This is a genomic window from Shinella sp. OV683 (assembly GCF_057787725.1).
Map to the genome: position 1 here is coordinate 4,661,010 of NZ_CM173543.1, position 18,721 is coordinate 4,679,730.

The window sequence follows — 18,721 nt, forward strand, 5'->3', positions numbered from 1 at the left end:
GTTTACACCTTGCGGAAACGGGCAATGGCGCTGCGTTCGATGGCAGCCGCCGTCAGCTTGTCGATATCGAGCCGGGCGCGCAGCAACTGCAGGAAACGGACCTCGGTGTTGTCAAGCCAGAGGTCGGCGGTGGCCACTTCGACGGCAAGCGCATAGGCCGTCTCATAAAGCCGCTGTGGCAGGGCATCACGGATGGTCTCGAGCGCGATCTCGAGGCCCTCGGGTCCGGCAACGATCGCCTGGATATCGCGAGCCGTGGTAATGATCTCTTCCGGATCAAAACCCTGGAACACCGGCAGGAAGCGGACAAGCCGTCCGATACGCTGCAGCTCCGTATCCGGCATATGGCCGTCGGCTGCGGCAACCATCACCATCACATAGATAAGAGCCGCCTGTGCCGTGACTTTCTTTGCCATCCGGATATGTCCTCACCAGAGATTGTTTCGCCTGAGTTAGAGCGACAGGACTGATAAATCAAGCCGGAGCCGAGATTTCTCGATCCGCATCGCCAGCAAAGAGTTCCGGGCTTGCCACGATGCGGAAGCCGTCCTACATCATGCGGACTTTGAGCCAACAGGAGCGCTAGGAATGGCTGGGATCAAGAACGTCGCCGTGCAGATGGATCATGTGAAATCCATCAACATTTCAGGCGATTCGACCTTTGCCATGAGCCTGGAGGCGCAACAGCGCGGCTATAACCTTTTTCACTACACGCCCGATCGGCTGTCGATGCGCGACGGCAAGGTCTACGCCTCCGTCGAACCGATGACACTGCGTGACACCAAGGGCGACCACTTTACGCTCGGTGAGCCGGAACGCATAGACCTGCAGTCCATGGACGTCATCCTGCTTCGCCAGGACCCGCCCTTCCACATGGGCTACATCACCTCGACGCATCTGCTCGAACGGCTGCATCCGAAGACGCTGGTGGTCAACGACCCCGCCTGGGTGCGCAATTCGCCGGAAAAGATCTTCGTCACCGAATTTGCCGACCTGATGCCGAAGACGCTGATCACCCGCGACGTCTCGGAGATCGCCCGCTTCCGAGCCGAAATGGGCGATATCATCCTCAAGCCGCTCTACGGCAATGGCGGCGCCGGCGTCTTTCATTCGTCGCGCGACGACCGCAACTTCTCCTCGCTGCTGGAAATGTTCGGCGAGATGTTCGTCGAACCTTTCATAGCCCAGGAATATCTGCCTGACGTGCGCAGGGGCGACAAGCGCATCATCCTCATCGACGGCGAGCCGGTCGGAGCGATCAATCGCGTGCCATCCGAAACCGATTCCCGCTCCAACATGCATGTCGGCGGTCGCGCCGAGCACACTGAGCTGACGGCCCGCGAAAAGGAAATCTGCGCCCGCATCGGGCCGGCGCTACGCGAGCGCGGCTTCATCCTCGTCGGCATCGATGTGATCGGCGACTACATGACCGAAATCAACGTGACGTCGCCGACCGGCATCCGCGAAGTGCGGAAATTCGGCGGCGCCGACATCGCTGCACTGTTCTGGGATGCCGTCGAGAAGAAGCGCGCCTGAGGCGCTGCCCGGAGCGTTCCCGGTCCGATCAGCTTTGTTCTATCGACCACAACCAAGCGCAACCAGATTACACTTTTGCGGCGATTTTCGTTCGTTAATTGTTCTTGTTTTATTCCTATTTCCATGCTTAGTTAACAACCGTACAGCGCCAGAAACGAGTGTTTCAATGAAAAGGCGCAGGGCTTCGGGGGCGTGGGCATGGTGGCGCGGGTCGGCACGGTTGCATTCCAGGGCATAGATGGGTTGCCCGTCGATGTGCAGGTGATGATTGCGCCTGGGAAAGTCGGCATGCAGATCGTCGGGCTTCCGGACAAGGCCGTTGCGGAAAGCCGCGAGCGGGTGCAGGCCGCCTTGCATGCCTCCGGGTTGGCACTGCCGCCCAAAAAAGTTACCGTCAATCTTGCGCCTGCTGATTTGCCCAAGGAAGGCAGTCACTTCGACCTGCCGATCGCGCTTGCGCTGATGGCAGCACTGGGCGCCATTCCGGCCGACACCTTGCAGGAATTCCTGGTTATCGGCGAGCTCAATCTCGATGGCACCATCGCGGCCGTTTCCGGCGCCCTGCCGGCTGCAATCGCCGCCAATGCAATGGGAAAGGGGCTGATCTGCCCGCATGACAGCGGGCCGGAGGCGGCCTGGGCCGGCGCCGACATCGATATTCTGGCGCCACGTAGCCTGATCGGGCTCGCCAACCATTTCCGTGGCACGCAGGTGTTGTTGCGTCCGGAGCCGGCGATACGACAGAACCCGGCAAACCTGCCCGATCTCGTCGACATCCGCGGTCAGGAAAGCGCCAAGCGGGCGCTGGAAGTGGCCGCGGCGGGCGGCCATAACCTGCTGATGATCGGGCCGCCTGGATCCGGAAAATCGATGCTGGCGCAGCGGCTGCCGTCCATCCTGCCGCCGCTATCGGCGGCCGAACTGCTCGAAGTGTCGATGATCCATTCGATCGCCGGCCAGCTTTCGGGCGGCAAATTGTCGGATCGGCGACCGTTCCGCGCGCCGCACCATTCGGCGACCATGGCGGCGATGATCGGCGGTGGCTTGCGCGCCAAGCCGGGCGAAGCATCGCTCTCGCACAAGGGCATCCTGTTTCTCGACGAGCTGCCGGAGTTCAATCCACAGACGCTGGATGCGCTTCGCCAGCCCCTGGAAACCGGCGAGTGCATCATCGCACGCGCCAATCACCACGTGACCTATCCCGCTGACATCCAGTTGATCGCCGCCATGAATCCATGCCGTTGCGGGATGGCCGGCGAGCCAGGCCACTCCTGTGCACGGGGTCCGCGTTGCGCGAGCGACTATCAGGGGCGGATTTCCGGGCCACTGCTCGATCGCATCGATATCCGCATCGACGTGCCGTCGGTCTCGGCATCCGACCTGATACGGCCGATGGCGGCCGAAAAAAGCGGGGTCGTGGCGGCCCGCGTGGCGCGAGCGCGTGAACTACAACGCGACCGCTTCATTGCGGCCGGGCTTCCCGGCATTACCTGCAACGCCCGTTGCTCGACCGCATTGATCGAGAAGATCGCCGAGGCCGATGCCGGCGGCCTGCAATTGCTGCGCGATGCTGCGGAAAGGATGAAGTTTTCGGCGCGCGGCTATCATCGTATCTTGAAGGTGGCCCGGACGCTGGCCGATCTCGATGGTGTGGGAACGGTTGGGCGCATCCATCTGGCGGAGGCAATCTCCTACCGCATTGCCGGCGACCGGTTGATGACTGCGGCGTGAGGCAGCGCGACTAATCGGCGGAATTGTAGACTGCTTCGAGATGATGGCCGTCCGGGTCGACGACGAAGGCAGCATAGTAGTTCGGGCCATAATCCGGGCGAGGACCGGGGCCACCATTGTCGGCGCCGCCATGCGCCAGCGCCGCGCTGTGAAAGCCCGCAACAGCCAGTCGGCTCGGGGCCGCAAGCGCGAGATGAAAGCCAAGACCCGGCGGCCGACCGCTGTCCGGCCGATGTTTGATCGCCAGTTTATCGCCGCCGCCCGGAACGCCGTAACCTATCGCCTGGTCTGGCTCTCCAGGGCGGATATCTTCCCAGACGCGGACGTATCCGAGAGGAGCAAGAGCAGCGTCGTAGAACCTTCCGGATTGCTCGATGTCCGCGACGCCAAATGAGACATGATGAAGCATGAATTCCGGTCTCCGTTATTCGCCGAACTGTCGAGCAGCTCAAGAAAAAGGCCGGCAATGACCCCGGCCTTTTGGATGAGATGTGGAGCGCGCCTAGAATTCGCTCAGCTGCCCAGGCCTTCAAACAAAGCCGTCGACAAATACCGCTCAGCGAATGAGGGAATGATGACGACAATATTCTTGCCGGCATTTTCCTCGCGCTGGCCGATCTTGATGGCAGCAGCGAGTGCCGCGCCCGAGGAAATGCCGACCGGCACGCCTTCGAGGCGGGCCACGAGGCGTGCATGGGCGAAGGCATCGTCATTGGTGACGGTGACGACTTCGTCATAGACCGACTTGTCGAGGATAGCGGGTGCAAAGCCTGCACCAATGCCCTGTATCTTATGCGGGCCGGGATTGCCGCCCGACAGGATCGGTGAGTCTGCCGGCTCGACGGCGATGACCTTGATCGACGGCTTCTTGGCTTTCAACACCTGGCCGGCGCCGGTGATCGTGCCGCCCGTGCCGATGCCGGACACCAGGAAATCGACCGTGCCATTGGTGTCGTTCCAGATTTCCTCGGCGGTGGTCTTGCGGTGGATCTCGGGATTGGCCGGATTTTCGAACTGCTGCGGAATGACGGCGTCGGGAAGCGTGGCGGCAAGTTCCTCGGCCTTGGCGATCGCGCCCTTCATGCCCTTGGAGCCTTCGGTCAGCACCAGTTCGGCGCCGAGCAGCGCCAGCATCTTGCGGCGTTCAACCGACATGGTTTCCGGCATGGTCAGGATGAGTTTGTAGCCCTTGGCGGCTGCGGCAAAGGCGAGCGCGATGCCGGTATTGCCCGAAGTCGGTTCGACCAGCGTGGTGCGGCCCGGTGCGATCTTGCCTTGGGCTTCGAGCGATTCGATCATCGCCACGCCGATGCGGTCCTTGACCGAGGCGATCGGATTGAAGAATTCGAGCTTGGCCAGCAGGTTGGCCTTGACGCCCTTCTCCTTCGCCAGCTTGTCCAGCCGCACGATAGGCGTATCACCGATAGTTTCGGTGATGGAATTGTAAATCCGGCCGCGACCAGGCTTGCGTGTATCCGACATGGCGTTTCTCCCTGTTGTATCGGGGCGAAGTTAGGCTGTCGGCCGCGTTCTTTCCAGACAGATTCGCGCGCGGAAAGGAATATTTTCGGAATAAACACCCAGATTGGCAGTTCCGGAGAAATTATTTTCTATCAATTCGCCCGAATTGCTATGTAACCTGCCGTCGCGGCGAGGAAGCTCGCGGAGATCCTGTTCAACCGCTTCAGCGCCAGGGGGTGACGGAAGAAGTCGCGGGCCTTGGCGGCGAGCAGAATGTAAGGGATGGTCACTACCAGCAGCACGGCCACCGAGACGACGATCAGGATGAAGTAGTCGCGCAAGGTGATCGACGTGATGTCGAGTAGCGTCGGCACCAGCGCGAGATAGAACAGCATCGCCTTGGGATTGCCGAGCGTCACGAACAGACCCGAAAGCAGCGATTGCACCATCGTGCGCCTGGGCGAGGCACCCACCTCGGTTTTCAACAAGCCAGCCGTCCACATCTTGTAGGCCATCCAGACGAGGTAGACGACGCCGGCATATTTGATGACCAGAAAGACCGTGCCGAATGTCTGGGCCACGACCGAAAGACCGAGCACGACAGCCGTTAGGAAGACAACATCACCAAGCGAAATACCGATCGCCATGGCTAGGCTCTCGCTGAATCCTGCGCCCAGCGCACGCGCTACCAGCGCCGTAATTCCCGGCCCGGGAATGAGCGCGACCATGAAAAGGGCGAAGGCGTAGGTTGCGATTGTGGCTGCTGTCATGTTCAGGCTCGACGATTTGCTATGAGGTCTGATATTACCATCTAGACGGAAATTGTAAAACAGAATTGAAGTTTCAGTGTGAATTTAGTTAAATATCCGCTTTATTTACGGAAATTTCCATCATTGCCGTTTCGTAGCCGATGCATACGAATGGCATCAGAACTCCGCCATTGGCGACAGCATGAAGGGCGCGCTTGGCAAGCGGATATCATTCATGTCAGCGACCATCAAATCACAATCGCCCAAATAGGGCTGCGCTTCGGCGGGCCAATCGATCCGATCCGGCGGGAAGCAAACAGTGACGCTGTCCTGTTCCAATCCAAGCCCCGCGACAATCGCAGCAAGCGGCGGGATTTCAGCCGCAACGACGTCCAGCAGCCTGACCTTTCCGCCGCTGTCCTTCCAGGCAACGACGGCATCGCAATCCGGCATATAGCCAAGACGGACCTCGGGATCGAAGCATGCGTTCAGCAGGAAATAGGCTTCCGTCGTCACAGCGAAAACATCGGAAACCGGCTGTCTTCGGGCGAGCAGGCGCTGAATGAGATCGACGTCGGCCGCGTTCTCGACTGAAAGCGCCCGTGCGGGGAGTTGCGGCTTTGAGGCCTTGGGGACTTTACCATGGAATGCGTACTGGCGCAGCGACCGGAAGCCATAGGGCTGATAGAGCGCCGGCTTGTCGGTCAGCAGAATGCCGAGATCGAAGCTCTGCGCCGCCGCCCAGCCAAAGGCGCGCTGCATCAGATCACGGTAGAGCCCCTGCCCGCGATATTGCGGCCTGACGGCGCCGGATTGATAGCCGACGGCACGCACGCCTTTGCCGTTGATGACGAGGGGCATGGAGAAGGCACTGAGATTGGCAACGCACCGGCCCTCGACCTCGAAGTAACCGAATGGCATCGAAGAAGGATTGGGACCGCCCAAGCGATCCTGCTGTGAGATGTCGATGTCGAACGTGTCACGCAACAGATCGACGAGCCCCTTATAGGCCGCCGGATTTGCAAAGTAGTCCTGCCGAAATGTAAGGCCGGCCGTCATCCAAAGATCGGCTTCATGAAGCTGCGTTCATAGCTGATGATGCAGCGCGTCTCCTCGGCATAGGCGAAGGCGGCTTTGCATTCAAAATCCGCTGCCATTTCCTTGCGATAGATCTCATAGGCGGCCAGCGACGGGAAACTGAAGAGAGCCAGCGCAATGTTGTTGGCGCCTTCGTGCGGCATGAAATAGCCGTGATGGGTGCCGCCCAGCCGGTTGACCAGCGGAATCCAGAGCTTCGCATAGTGCTCGAATTCGGCTGACTTGTAGGGATCGATGACATAGCGCAGGTAGCAGGTGATCATGCGAATTCTCCTCGCCGGGTTGTTTGCTGTGAAGGCAGCGGACGATCCTGTCAATTCGGATCGAGGCGGCCGGATACCCATGCCGCCGCTAGCGTCTGGTCAGCGCCAGCAAGCTCATGGCCGGCCGACACGCTGGCCCGCGTCACATCGACTTCAGCCGATTTCAACACTCGCTCAAGCGCTTCGGCCTCGGCTGCCAATGGATCATCGGCACCCTCCACGAGCAGCACCCGGCTACCAGCAAGCACAACGTCGGGCATTGTTTCCAGCACCATCATCGGCCGAAACAATATCGCACTCCTGATGAGATCGGGATGGAGCAACATGGTGGCGCCGAGCAAATTGGCGCCGTTCGAATAGCCCATAAACATCATCTTGCTTGCGTGGATGTCATAGGCGCTGACGGCGCCTTCGACGAAAGCCTCGAATGCTTCCGCTTCGGCTGCTATGTCCTTCTGGTCGAACGTCCCGGTATCAAAGCGGCGGAAGAAGCGCGCGACGCCTTCCTCGACGGAGCGACCGCGGACGCCGATCAATGTGGCGTTCGGCGCTACTCGTCGCCCCAACGGCATAAGGCTGGTCTCGCTTCCACCGGTTCCGTGCAGCAGGAACAGCATGGACCCATCAGGCACGTCAGGCACATGGACCCGGTGAACGAAGGGCAGGTCGCGATAGATCGTCCTCGGCTCGCCCGGCATGCCGAATTGCGGCAGGATCACCCTTATGTCGTCTTCGTTTTTGAGGAAATGCGGCGGGATGAACAGCTCGCTTCCCAGTGCTTGCACGGGTTCGTCGATCGCAAATCCCGGGCCGTCGCTGGCCATTTCCATCAACGTCCCGGAGGGTTCGCGAACATAGAGCGAATAGAAATATTTGCGGTCGTGGACCGAGGTCGGGCCGTGGCCCTTGTCATTGAGTTCGGCGGACACGTCCAAAACGTGGTGCCGGTCGGGCGCTCTTACCGCGATGTGATCGATCGTGCCGGTGCCCGGCGCGGCCGTCCAGAAACCACCGGCATCCCTGACGTCGATGACACCCCCGTCATCCGACCTCAGCCTCGTGCGGGTATCTTCGCGCGCGATCTCCTTGAACCCCATGCAGCGCTCGATGAAGGTGATCGTCTCCGCCGGCTGCTCGGACAGGATCGTTGCTCCCCTGAGCCCGACAATCGCTTCGTCTTTCGAGATATCGGCAGACCTCCAAGGGGTATTCAGCGAGGGGTCACGCGTGCCGACCAGCTTGACGATGATGCCATCGGGATCGCTCAGGCGCAGAACGGACTCTCCGAACTCCATCGCCGGGCCGCTCGTCTTCACGCCGAAACGCAGCGCCCGCGACAGCCAGAAACCGATCGCCTCCGGGTGGATTGCCAGTGAAATCTCGCTTGGCGCGCCGTGGCCAACGCGGCCCGGCGAGCCATCCTCCCACACGAGGAAGGTCACCAGCGAACCCGGATTTGCCTCGGCGTCCCCATAAAACAGGTGCAATTGGCTTGCGTCTTCGAAACCCGCCGTACGCTTGACCAGCCGCAGCCCAAGGAAGCCAGCGTAGAAATCGACGTTGGCCTGGACTTTCCGGGTAATAAGCGTGATGTGGTGCAGACCGCTGGTCATCGCCCATTGCCTTGTTTATTCTAGAGTTTCGACCATACATGAAACGGTAGCCAGGAGAATGCAATGGTGAAGCTTGTGGGAATTTCGGGCAGCTTGAGGAAGGGGTCCTTCAACAGCGCCCTGCTGCGAGCTGCAATCGCCGGGGTTGGCGACGGGGTGACCCTGACGCCGGGCTTTATCAACGCGTTCCCGCTCTATAACGGCGATGTCGAGGCGGCCGAAGGCATCCCGCTGGCGGTGCAAACGCTCAAGGACCTCATCCAGTCGGCCGATGGCGTCATTCTATTTACCCCCGAATACAACAATTCCATCCCGGGCGTCTTCAAGAACGCCATTGACTGGCTGTCGCGTCCCGCGTCCGACATATCGAAAGTTTTCGGTGACAGGCCATTTGCGATTGCCGGTGCATCACCCGGCAATTTCGGAACCCAATTGTCGCAGAATGCGTGGTTGAGCGTGCTGCATACGCTCGGCGCGCGCATCTGGTCGGGCAAACGATTGATGGTGCCGCGCGCCGGGTCGGTCTTCGATGCAGAAGGCAACCTGATCGATGAAGCCATCGCCAAGCGGCTGGAGGCATTCGTCTCCGCCTTCGCCGATTATGCCGGCTCCATCAAGTCAGCGGGCTAGTGCCTCTTGCCGCATTGATCCTGGCGCGGCGATAGGCGTCGGGGATGGACAGCGCCCAGACGAACAGGCCGCCGGCGTGGCGGCCGATGAAGGAGTGATCCGGCGTGGTCGTCATGTAGGTCAGCACTGAAAACAGCACCACGAACAGCGCGAAGGCAAGTCCGCGCCGTGCCTCGCCGATAGCGACATGGCCGGCGCCCGGCAGGATGATCGCCAACAGCAGGACCAGATAGGGGTTCATCGGCTTGGACATGGCAACCTCATGCTGACTGGGGAATTCTGGCGCGTTCCGGCTCCGCGAGAACCAAACTCAGGGATCTGGCCAGCAGGATTGCCCGCTCGATGCTCTCCGCCGGCACCGTGGCCAGGGAAAAGCTTGCCTGCCGCAAGAACATGTGGGCCGCGCGCTCACCTTGTGACACTTGCATCATGATTCGCGAGGCGCGTGGGGAGATCACCGCCTCCTTGACCAGCGGATCGGCAAACAGATTCTGGAAATGTGCGGTCACCAGAGCTGCCTGCATCGGCGTGGCGCGTCCATCGCCGCGCATCAGCATCGATATGCCGGTTTGCGGCGGCGCCATCCATTCCGGCATCCCATGAACCATTGAATAGTATTCGGCGCCGGTCGGCCGCGCCAATGCGCCGAGCGTCGGGCCGTCGCGCTTGACGCGATCGGCAAGTGTCACCCGCAGCCAGAGTTGCGGCAGCCTCCGCGCGATCATGGTGTCGGCGATCAGTTCGATCTTGACCCAGTTGCCGTCGCCTATGCGGCCGGTGACGACAGGAAACTGGTCGTCAGCGAAGGTGACGCTGGCATTGCCCAGCAGGCCACGCGCTTCCTCAAGCAGGCCATGCCGGCGAGCAATCGCCTCGCGGTGTTCGACCATGCCGCGCCAGACGAGCCAGGCGCAGGCAAGAACCCCGAAGACGCAAAACACTGTTGTCATCATGCCGACCGCCCCTGCGAAAAAGCCGGCGGCCGAGGTGGCCGCCGGCGATGGCATCAATAGCCCTGTGGTTTGGGCCACGGCATCGTGAACTGGTCGCCGCGACGCACATATCGGTAGCGCCGGAAGTGGAACCAGAGCGAGGCGATGATGTAGAATCCGACCATTGCGATCAGCTGCGTGCCATAGCCGAGGAACACGGCGAAATAGGCGGTGGCGCAGAGGATCAGCAACACGATCGTCGGCAGCGGATGCAGCGGATGCACATAGCCACGCTTGATCGTGCCGAGCGGCCATTTGTTGCGGAACATCACCATGTTGAAGGTCATGAAGGTGTAGCCCAGCAGCCCTGACAAGATCGAGAATGTCACGACCTGGTCGAGCGGCGCCCCCAGTGCGAAGATCAGGGCGATCGGCACCAGGAAGACGATCGAACGATACGGTGTCCGGTACTTCGGGTGCACCGCGCCGAACCAGCTCGGCAGGTAGCGGTCACGACCCATCGAGAACCAGGCGCGGGATGCATCGTTGATGCAGCCATTGGCCGAGGCGAGCGTCGAGAAGATCGTGCCGATAAACAAGAGCACCATCAATCCGCTGTTGCCCGATACGCGCGCCGCATCGAAGAGTGGCGTGCCAGCCTGGCCAAGATATTCCCAGGGGATAAGACCCGAGCAGACATACCAGGTCATGGTCGCAGCGATCAGCAGCGTCATGATGCCGGCCATGGTGCCGTAAGGCAGCGACCGCGCCGGCGAGCGCACTTCTTCGGCTGCCTGGCATGTGCCTTCGATGCCGAGATAGTACCACAGGCCGAAATGCAGCGAGGCGACGATGCCCACCCAGCCATAGGGAAGCGGATCCGTGGTTACCGCCGAGAAATCCAGCGGCACATTGGAGATACCGAACTGCACCGTAATGAACAGCGCGATGATAGCGAGGAAGGCGATGGCTGTTATGACGAGGTTGAAGGTCAGCGTTGCCAGCACGCCGCGATAATTCAGCCATGCCAGGAACATCACGCAGAGGATGATGAACGGTTGCTGGTGCAACCCGGAATGTCCCTGCATGCCCGCCACCGTATCCAAGAGGTAGCCGATGGTGATGGCGTTGGCGGCCTCCAGCATCGTATAGGCCATGACCAGGAACAGGCCGACATTGAAGGCCATCAGTGGCCCGACGATGTGCTTGGCCTGGGCGTACTGCCCGCCGGCGGCGGCGACCGTCGAGGTGACCTCGGAATCGATCATCGCCACGCAGGTATAGAGCAGGCCGGCCACCCAGCAAGCGATCAGGCCGGCAATCATGCCGCCTTTGCCAACCGAGAAGTTCCAACCCATATATTCGCCGACGAGAACGATGCCGACGCCGAGCGCCCAAATGTGAGCCGGGCCGAGCACCCGCAGCAGCTGCAGGCGTTGAGGCTCTGCCGCAGTGGATTTTGCGTCTACCATGTCAGCTCCCTCAAATGATGTGACGTTCGGCGGCCGCTTCGATCTCGCCTTCGCGTGATGAAGTCAGCAACTCGTTGTCATAGGTCGTGTCGATACGAACCAGGTCGTAGATCATCAAAACCGCAAAGATCGCCGAGAGTGCCCAGGCGGCGTATTCCAGAAAAGTCCAGATATCCATTGGAGCCCCACTACTTCTTCGAGCCGAAGCGTTCTTCGATGACGTCGCGATATTCCCGATCCGACAGCTTCACCACCAGCAGGAAATAGCCGATGACCAGCACCGCCATGACCACGACAGCCACCCAGCTGAACGAATAGTCAAACCGGGCCGTGATGATGTCATTGGCCGCGGCGGGATCAGTGACGCCAAGGGCAGCCCATTGCTGTTGCTCGGTAGCATTCTGGCCGAGCGCCTCCCATGTGGGGTTGGCAATGGGCTTGGGGATCTTGGCTGCGCCAGCGAGACCCAGATAGAGCGGTACGTAGAGTGCGCCGACCGTCAGCACGAGCAATGTGATGACGTCGAAAATCTGCGCTGCAAAACTTTGTTTTGGCGGTTGATAGGCCATGGTCCCCTCCTCAGCGCCGACGACGGCGCATCTCGTCGAGATGCTTGATGTCGAGGCCATAAATGAAGTGCTTGTCTTCGGTGTAGTGACGCAGCATGGCGACGATGGCCGCCGTGTTGAAGGCCAGAACCAGGCCGCAGGCGATTGCCAGGATGATGCGAATGGCCGGAATGGAAATGTACGGCCAGATGCTGAAAAGCGCGAATAAAAGCGTGCACCAGAGCACGAGAATGAAAATGATCAGTCCTACCCGATCGCGCGAATGCATCTTGTCAATGCGTCGCGCAAGGTGCTCATCGGCACCTTGTTTATGCGATGTCATTAGGTCCCCTCCCAGAGTACCGTTTCACCGGCCGAATATTGCCTCCCAGGCAATTTAATTTCCCAAAAGGAATACGAAGCGATGTTAGCGCTGTCAAGCGAACTGTGCGCTTTAATGTCGCATATGCACAATTATGCGGCGACAGCGGTCACGCGCCGACACCGGGCGAAGTCGGACGACCAATCTTAATGATGGAAAAGCCCTGGACGGGACGCTTACTGCAGGCCAGTCGATCCGAAACCGCCAGCGCCGCGCTCGGTCATTCCAGCCAGCGCCCGCTCCTCGACCAGCCCCTGCACGACGGGTGCGACGACCAATTGGGCAATGCGCATGCCGCGCTCGATGACGAACCGCTCTTCGCCGAGATTGATCAGCAAGATCTGCACCTCGCCGCGATAATCGCTGTCGATGGTGCCTGGTGTGTTGAGGCAGGTGACGCCATATTTGAAGGCGAGTCCCGAGCGAGGCCGCACCTGGATTTCGTAGCCGGGCGGGATCTCGAAGATGAAGCCGGTCGGCACCAACGCACGATTGCCGAGCTTCAATACCAGCGGCTTGTCTTCCGGAACTGCGGCACGAATATCCATGCCGGCGGCACCCGCGGTTTCGTAAGCTGGTAGCGGCAGATCGGCGCCATGCGGCAGGCGAACGAGACCGATGACGGGCGTGGGGGAGATTATCTGGGTCATGGATGCTTTCTTGCCTGTTGCCCGGGACGGGTCAATTGCAATTTCCGGCCCAAATGGCTAGAAGGCCGGCATTCAACAGGATTTTCTTTGATGACCGACGAACTGGCCGAGGCGATCTCCCGCCGCCGCACCTTTGCTATTATCGCACATCCGGACGCGGGCAAGACGACGCTGACCGAAAAGCTGCTGCTATTCGGCGGCGCGATCCAGCTCGCCGGCGAGGTCAAGGCCAAGAAGGATCGCATCCAGACTCGCTCTGACTGGATGAAGATCGAGCGCGAACGCGGCATCTCGGTCGTCACATCGGTGATGACGTTCGAATACGATGGCAATGTCTTCAACATTCTCGATACACCAGGCCACGAAGACTTCGCCGACGACACATATCGCACGCTGACAGCGGTCGACGCGGCGATCATGGTGATCGACGCGGCAAAGGGCATCGAGCCACGGACGCTGAAGCTTTTCGAGGTCTGCCGCCTTCGCAACATCCCGATCATCACCTTCGTCAACAAGATGGACCGAGAAAGCCGAGATCCGTTTGAAATCCTCGATGAAGTCGAGGAAAAGCTGGCGCTCGACACCGCGCCGATCACCTGGCCGATCGGTCGCTCGAAGACGTTCTGCGGCAGTTATCACCTGGCTGATAACGAGGTGCGCGGCTCCGACACGGAAGAGCATACCAAGAAGGTCAACGGGCCGGAGGCAGTCGCCAATCGACTGCCTCAGAACGAGCAGGAAGCCTTCATCGACGAGCTCCTGCTCGCTCGCGAAGCCTGCCGGCCCTACGATCAGGAGAGTTTCCTCGAGGGACATCTGACGCCGGTCTTCTGGGGCTCGGCGCTCCGCAATTTCGGCGTCCGCGACCTCATCAACGCGCTCGGCGTCATTGCGCCACCGCCCCGCGACCAGGTCGCGGATACAAGAACAGTCCATGCAAATGAAGAAAAGATGACGGCCTTCATCTTCAAGATCCAGGCCAATATGGACCCTAATCACCGCGACCGTATCGCCTTTGCACGCATCTGCTCGGGCACGCTCCAGCGCGGCATGAAGGCGCGGCTCGCGCGCACCGGCAAGCAGCTGGGTCTGACGGCGCCGCAATTCTTCTTCGCTTCGCAGCGTCAGCTTGCCGACACTGCCTATGCCGGCGATGTGGTGGGCATTCCCAACCATGGCACGCTGCGCATCGGCGACACGCTGACGGAAGGCGAACAGCTGGTATTCCAGGGTGTGCCGAACTTTGCGCCGGAAATCCTGCGCCGCGTCCGTCTCGAAGACGCGATGAAGGCCAAGAAGCTCAAGGAAGCCCTGCACCAGATGGCCGAGGAAGGCGTCGTGCAGCTATTTTCGCCGGAAGATGGCTCGCCGGCAATCGTCGGCGTGGTTGGCGCACTGCAGCTCGACGTACTGAAGGAACGGCTGTCGGGCGAATATACGCTGCCGGTCAGTTTCGAAATGTCGCGCTTCTCGGTCTGCCGCTGGATCTCGGCGGACAACCCGCTGGAACTCGACAAGTTCCTCACCGCCCGGCGCGGCGACATCGCCCGCGATCTCGACGGCGACCCGGTGTTCCTCGCACAGGATTCGTTTTCGCTGCGCTATGAGTCCGAGCGCTATCCGGCAATCAAGATGGTGGCGATCAAGGAATATCACGTCCTCAAGGCGGCGTAAGCGGATTGGGGTTGTTACCCCTCACCAAGCGCGTCCAGTGATCGGCTTTGCCTCTCATGGACTTGCTATCCTCTCCCACAGGGGGAGAGGCAAATCCGCGGCGGCGCTTTACCCGAAAGAAAGCGGAGCTTGTGGCACCCTACCTCTCCCCTTGTGGGAGAGGATACGAAGGTCGGGCGAGCTTCGCGAGCCCTTGGCCGCAGTTGGTGAGGGGTATGTTCCAACTGCAATTCAATCGAACTTCACCGCCGTCGTATTGGCCCCGCAGACCAGCACGGCGACACGCTCGTCCGGCGCCGGCTTGTATCTTCCCGACAGAACAGCGGCGAAGGCGGCGGCCCCGCCGGGTTCGGTGACGATACGCGCCCGGTCCCACAAGGCCTTTTGCGCGGCACGGATATCATCATCCGAAACCAGCACGGATTGCGCCACGTAGTTTTGCGCGATCGGGAACATCAACTGTCCGACCTGCTTCGGCGCCAGTGAATCCGCGGCGATGCCGCCGGCTGGCGAATCCACCGGCGCGCCGGCCGCCAGCGCGCGATTGAGCGTCGGGGCCTCCTCCGGCTCCACGGCGACGATCCTGATCCGGTTCTGATACCATGCGGCCACACCACCGATCAGCCCGCCACCGCCGACGGCAACCAGCAGCGTGTCGATATCAGGCAGATCCGCCTCGATTTCCTTGCCCAGCGTGCCCTGGCCGAGCAAAGTCTCGACCTGGTCGTAGGCATGCACTTGCAGCGCACCACTCTCAGCGGCAAAAGACTGGCTTGCGGCCAGCGCATCGGCATAGCGGTCGCCACCGATCACCAGATCAGCGCCATAGCTGCGGATGCGATCGGTCTTCGCCTGCGGGCTGACGCTGGGGACGAATATTGTCGCTTTGATACCGAGCTTCATTGCGGCATAGGCGACCGCAGCACCATGATTGCCGCCGGATGCAGCGACCACACCCGCCTTCGGCACGTCGCGCATGAGGAGATTGGTGAAAGCCCCGCGCGCCTTGAACGAGCCGGAATGTTGCAAGCATTCCAGCTTGAGATCGAGGGCGGCGTGCGAGAGCCCAAAGTCGGCCATCGCCACCCGCATCACCGGCGTGTGGCGGATATGCGGCCGGATCAGCCGCTCGACTTCGGCAATCCGTTGCGGGGTGATGGTGGTAGCGAAGGACATGGACATGGCCGGCCTCTTTTATGTTGACATTAATTCGTTACTTCGCAAAATAACGAAATGCAAGATGCCGATCTCTACAAAGCGCTCGCGAGCGACAAAAGGCTCGCCATTCTCGAATGGCTGAAGGATCCGCGCGCGCATTTTTCGCCGCAGGTCGATGGCGACCTCGTCGAAGACGGCGTATGCGCCCTCTTCATCGCAGAGAAACTGGGGGTCGGACAGGCAACGCTCAGCGAGCATATGCGTGTACTGACCACGGCTGGGCTGGTGACACCCAAGAAGATCAAGCAATGGATCTTCTACCGACGGAACGAGGAACGGATCGAGGCCGTCAAGAAGGCGTTCCTGGCAAACCTCTGACCCAAATTGCCACGTGACATCAGGCGGCAATTCTGGCATCTAAACCAATGAGAGACGGGGGCGTTTGCCGCAAGGTGGACTGAGACGAACCCTTAGAACCTGAACCAGATAATGCTGGCGGAGGGAGTCGCTCGGGGCCTTCGAACTCGATTCGCATTGAAGAACCCCCCAGCGTCTACCCCGCAAAATGAAGGGTAGACTGCGATGATCGACACTCCCGGAAGCCTGCTGACCGACATGCGCACTAAGGCGCCGCTCGTTCAGTGCATCACCAATTACGTGGCGATGAATATCGCGGCCAACGTGCTGCTCGCCGCCGGCGCCTCACCCGCCATGGTGCATGCGCCCGAAGAGAGCGCCGAGTTTGCCGGCATTTCCGGCGCACTGACGATCAATATCGGCACGCTGTCGGAGGAATGGGTCGAGGGTATGCGGCGTGCGATCCAGGGAGCCAATGCTGCCGGCAGACCATGGGTACTCGATCCCGTCGCACATTTCGCCACAAGCTATCGCCGTGAGACCGTCGCCGAGCTTCTGGCGCTCAAGCCGACGATCATTCGCGGCAATGCCTCCGAGATCATCGCTTTGGCCGGCGGCGCCAGCCAGGGACAGGGCGTTGACAGTGGCGACCCGGTGGAAGCCGCGGCCGATGCCGCCCGGCAGCTTGCGAGCCACCATAAGGCCGTCGTTGCCGTGACCGGCCCGACCGACTTCGTCACTGACGGAGACAGAACCGCGCGGATCTTCGGCGGCTCGCCGCTGATGCCGATGGTTACAGCGCTTGGCTGCTCGCTAACCTGCCTGGTGGGCGCTTACGCCGCGACCAATCCGGACGATCCATTCGAGGCGACGGTAACGGCGCTGGCCACCTTTGCCGTCGCCGGCGAGCGCGCCAAACGTGCAGTGGGGCCGGGCTCCTTTGCGTGGCAATTCCTCGATCATCTGGCTGCCCTTGACGGAGCTGGCCTCGATGACGATGCGCGGATCGAACGGTCATGAAGGCCTTCGATCTCAGCCTCTATCTGGTGCTGGATCCGATTCTCTGCGGAGACCTGGGGATGATCGAGACGGCGCGTGCTGCGGCGGCCGGTGGAGCGACGATGATCCAGTTGCGCGACAAGCAGGCTGATACGCGAACGATGATCGAGACAGGCCGAGCCTTGAAACAGGCGCTTGCGGGGAGCCGGGCTTTGCTGGTCATCAACGACGATGTCGAGGCGGCGATCGCTATCGAGGCCAATGGTGTGCATGTCGGCCAATCGGATATGGCGGCGAAGCTGGCTCGCGAGCAGATCGGCAACCAAATGATCCTTGGCATCTCCGTCGAAACCGTCGAGCGCGCGCTGGATGTCGATGCTCGCATCATAGACTATGTGGGCGCCGGGCCGGTCTTCGCCACATCGACCAAACCCGACCACGAGCCGCCGACGGGCTTTGACGGGCTCAAGCGGATCGTCGAAGCGTCCAGGCTTCCTGTGGTCGCCATTGGCGGGTTGAAGGCGGAGCATGCCGGAGCCTGCTTTGCGGCGGGAGCACGCGGCATGGCGGTCGTTTCCGCCATCTGTGGCATGCCGGATCCTGAAGCTGCAACCCTCGACATCGCCCGCGCGATCGCCGAGGCCCGGGAGGCGCGTCGATGATCCGTAACGTTCTCTCCATCGCCGGCTCCGATCCGTCCGGCGGCGCAGGTATCCAGGCCGACCTCAAGACGTTTGCCGCGCGCGGCGTCTATGGCATGGCGGCGATTACGGCTCTGACGGCGCAAAACACATTGGGGGTGACAGGCGTGCGTGCCGTGCCCCCGGATTTCGTCGCCGAGCAGATTCGTACGGTGTTTGCCGATGTCCGCGTCGATGCCGTCAAGATCGGCATGATCGCCAATGCCGAGATTGCCGAAGCAGTTGCCGGGGCTCTCGCGCCACACCGGACGATCCCGATCGTCCTCGACCCGGTTATGATCGCCAAGGGCGGTGCGCCACTGCTACAACAGGATGCCGTTGCCGCATTGACCAGACACCTGCTGCCGCTTGCGACCTTGTTGACGCCCAATCTGCCGGAAGCGGCCGCCTTGCTGGGCGAGGCAGAAGCGACGGACCGCCAGACCATGGAGAGCCAGGCCGAGCGTCTGCGGCAGCTCGGGCCCCGAGCCATATTGCTCAAGGGCGGACATCTGCCGGGAGACGAAAGTCCTGATGTGCTGGTGGCCGAGACAGGCACGACATGGTTTGAAGCACCGCGCCTGCGGACCGCCAACACCCATGGTACGGGTTGCACGCTCTCCAGCGCGCTCACCGCCGAGCTTGCCAAGCAACAGACGTTGGAGCAGGCGCTTCGCGCCGCCAAGCTCTATCTCACCATGGCCATCGCTGGCGCCGAACAGCTATCGGTCGGCAACGGTCATGGTCCGGTTCATCATTTTCATGCGCTGTGGGGCGCGGCCGGCTAA

The 18,721-nt window shown here is 61.1% G+C and carries 23 protein-coding genes and 1 riboswitch; of the genes, 8 read left to right on the top strand and 15 right to left on the bottom strand.

Translation table 11 applies throughout. The features are described 5' to 3' along the window. Positions 1–2 precede the first annotated feature (2 nt). Positions 3–416, bottom strand: coding sequence for a tellurite resistance TerB family protein (locus ACXHRN_RS22500; RefSeq protein WP_488638513.1), 414 nt, complete (start codon positions 414–416; stop codon positions 3–5). A gap of 172 nt (positions 417–588) precedes the next feature. Here ACXHRN_RS22500 and gshB point away from each other — a divergent pair, with 172 nt between their 5' ends. Both gshB and ACXHRN_RS22510 read left to right on the top strand, forming a co-directional pair. After that, on the top strand, positions 589–1,536 hold the full coding sequence (gene gshB, locus ACXHRN_RS22505) for a glutathione synthase (RefSeq protein WP_488638514.1): 948 nt from the start codon (positions 589–591) through the stop codon (positions 1,534–1,536). A 198-nt stretch (positions 1,537–1,734) separates the two neighbouring features. Then, entirely contained in the window at positions 1,735–3,267 is a 1,533-nt protein-coding gene (locus ACXHRN_RS22510; RefSeq protein ID WP_488638515.1) for a YifB family Mg chelatase-like AAA ATPase, read from the top strand. A gap of 10 nt (positions 3,268–3,277) precedes the next feature. Here the strand turns inward: ACXHRN_RS22510 and ACXHRN_RS22515 are convergent, their stop codons facing one another. The 6 genes from ACXHRN_RS22515 to ACXHRN_RS22540 form a co-directional block, all read right to left on the bottom strand. Next, positions 3,278–3,676 (bottom strand): VOC family protein, encoded by a 399-nt coding sequence (locus tag ACXHRN_RS22515; RefSeq protein WP_488638516.1) that lies wholly within the window; start codon positions 3,674–3,676, stop codon positions 3,278–3,280. Between the two features lie 104 nt (positions 3,677–3,780). Beyond that, entirely contained in the window at positions 3,781–4,749 is a 969-nt protein-coding gene (gene cysK, locus ACXHRN_RS22520) for a cysteine synthase A (RefSeq protein WP_488638517.1), read from the bottom strand. Positions 4,750–4,880: 131 nt separating this feature from the next. Further along, the gene (locus tag ACXHRN_RS22525) at positions 4,881–5,498 is read right to left on the bottom strand and encodes a LysE family translocator (protein WP_488638518.1); all 618 of its coding nucleotides are present in this window, start codon (positions 5,496–5,498) and stop codon (positions 4,881–4,883) included. A 156-nt stretch (positions 5,499–5,654) separates the two neighbouring features. Further along, entirely contained in the window at positions 5,655–6,536 is an 882-nt protein-coding gene (locus tag ACXHRN_RS22530; protein WP_488638519.1) for a GNAT family N-acetyltransferase, read from the bottom strand. Beyond that, positions 6,533–6,838 carry an NIPSNAP family protein gene (locus ACXHRN_RS22535; RefSeq protein WP_488638520.1) on the bottom strand — a complete coding sequence of 102 codons (306 nt, stop codon included), beginning with the start codon at positions 6,836–6,838 and terminating at the stop codon, positions 6,533–6,535. The genes ACXHRN_RS22530 and ACXHRN_RS22535 overlap by 4 nt, the downstream gene beginning before the upstream one ends. A gap of 50 nt (positions 6,839–6,888) precedes the next feature. Beyond that, entirely contained in the window at positions 6,889–8,451 is a 1,563-nt protein-coding gene (locus tag ACXHRN_RS22540; protein WP_488638521.1) for a VOC family protein, read from the bottom strand. 63 nt (positions 8,452–8,514) lie between these two features. On the opposite strand from ACXHRN_RS22540, the gene ACXHRN_RS22545 reads away from it, so the two are divergent. After that, on the top strand, positions 8,515–9,081 hold the full coding sequence (locus tag ACXHRN_RS22545; RefSeq protein WP_488638522.1) for an NADPH-dependent FMN reductase: 567 nt from the start codon (positions 8,515–8,517) through the stop codon (positions 9,079–9,081). Here ACXHRN_RS22545 and ACXHRN_RS22550 read toward each other — a convergent pair. The 7 genes from ACXHRN_RS22550 to dut all read right to left on the bottom strand — a co-directional run bounded on the left by ACXHRN_RS22550 (position 9,065) and on the right by dut (position 13,065). Further along, a complete protein-coding gene (locus tag ACXHRN_RS22550) occupies positions 9,065–9,334 on the bottom strand; it encodes a hypothetical protein (protein ID WP_488638523.1) in 270 nt (89 codons plus the stop codon). The genes ACXHRN_RS22545 and ACXHRN_RS22550 overlap by 17 nt on opposite strands. A gap of 7 nt (positions 9,335–9,341) precedes the next feature. Next, the gene (locus tag ACXHRN_RS22555; RefSeq protein ID WP_488638524.1) at positions 9,342–10,088 is read right to left on the bottom strand and encodes a hypothetical protein; all 747 of its coding nucleotides are present in this window, start codon (positions 10,086–10,088) and stop codon (positions 9,342–9,344) included. Continuing rightward, positions 10,088–11,485 (bottom strand): APC family permease, encoded by a 1,398-nt coding sequence (locus ACXHRN_RS22560; RefSeq protein WP_488638525.1) that lies wholly within the window; start codon positions 11,483–11,485, stop codon positions 10,088–10,090. Before ACXHRN_RS22560 ends, ACXHRN_RS22555 begins: the two co-directional genes overlap by 1 nt. A gap of 10 nt (positions 11,486–11,495) precedes the next feature. Continuing rightward, on the bottom strand, positions 11,496–11,663 hold the full coding sequence (locus ACXHRN_RS22565) for a hypothetical protein (RefSeq protein WP_488642041.1): 168 nt from the start codon (positions 11,661–11,663) through the stop codon (positions 11,496–11,498). 10 nt (positions 11,664–11,673) lie between these two features. Next, positions 11,674–12,054: a hypothetical protein gene (locus ACXHRN_RS22570; RefSeq protein WP_488638526.1), complete on the bottom strand. Its 381-nt coding sequence runs from the start codon at positions 12,052–12,054 to the stop codon at positions 11,674–11,676. Positions 12,055–12,064: 10 nt separating this feature from the next. Then, positions 12,065–12,376, bottom strand: coding sequence for a hypothetical protein (locus tag ACXHRN_RS22575; RefSeq protein WP_488638527.1), 312 nt, complete (start codon positions 12,374–12,376; stop codon positions 12,065–12,067). A 215-nt stretch (positions 12,377–12,591) separates the two neighbouring features. After that, positions 12,592–13,065: a dUTP diphosphatase gene (gene dut / locus ACXHRN_RS22580; protein WP_488638528.1), complete on the bottom strand. Its 474-nt coding sequence runs from the start codon at positions 13,063–13,065 to the stop codon at positions 12,592–12,594. Positions 13,066–13,155: 90 nt separating this feature from the next. On the opposite strand from dut, the gene ACXHRN_RS22585 reads away from it, so the two are divergent. Continuing rightward, on the top strand, positions 13,156–14,739 hold the full coding sequence (locus tag ACXHRN_RS22585; RefSeq protein WP_488638529.1) for a peptide chain release factor 3: 1,584 nt from the start codon (positions 13,156–13,158) through the stop codon (positions 14,737–14,739). A 231-nt stretch (positions 14,740–14,970) separates the two neighbouring features. Here ACXHRN_RS22585 and ACXHRN_RS22590 read toward each other — a convergent pair whose 3' ends face one another. Next, the gene (locus ACXHRN_RS22590) at positions 14,971–15,915 is read right to left on the bottom strand and encodes a threonine/serine dehydratase (protein ID WP_488641989.1); all 945 of its coding nucleotides are present in this window, start codon (positions 15,913–15,915) and stop codon (positions 14,971–14,973) included. 57 nt (positions 15,916–15,972) lie between these two features. Between ACXHRN_RS22590 and ACXHRN_RS22595 the strand changes: the two genes are divergently transcribed. The 4 genes from ACXHRN_RS22595 (at position 15,973) to thiD (ending at position 18,721) form a co-directional block, all read left to right on the top strand. After that, positions 15,973–16,275: an ArsR/SmtB family transcription factor gene (locus tag ACXHRN_RS22595; protein WP_488638530.1), complete on the top strand. Its 303-nt coding sequence runs from the start codon at positions 15,973–15,975 to the stop codon at positions 16,273–16,275. Between the two features lie 46 nt (positions 16,276–16,321). Continuing rightward, a riboswitch (TPP riboswitch) is annotated at positions 16,322–16,418 on the top strand. Between the two features lie 61 nt (positions 16,419–16,479). Then, positions 16,480–17,274: a hydroxyethylthiazole kinase gene (thiM, locus tag ACXHRN_RS22600; RefSeq protein ID WP_488638531.1), complete on the top strand. Its 795-nt coding sequence runs from the start codon at positions 16,480–16,482 to the stop codon at positions 17,272–17,274. Further along, positions 17,271–17,915 (top strand): thiamine phosphate synthase, encoded by a 645-nt coding sequence (thiE, locus tag ACXHRN_RS22605; protein ID WP_488638532.1) that lies wholly within the window; start codon positions 17,271–17,273, stop codon positions 17,913–17,915. Before thiM ends, thiE begins: the two co-directional genes overlap by 4 nt. Then, positions 17,912–18,721 (top strand): bifunctional hydroxymethylpyrimidine kinase/phosphomethylpyrimidine kinase, encoded by an 810-nt coding sequence (gene thiD, locus ACXHRN_RS22610; RefSeq protein WP_488638533.1) that lies wholly within the window; start codon positions 17,912–17,914, stop codon positions 18,719–18,721. The genes thiE and thiD overlap by 4 nt, the downstream gene beginning before the upstream one ends.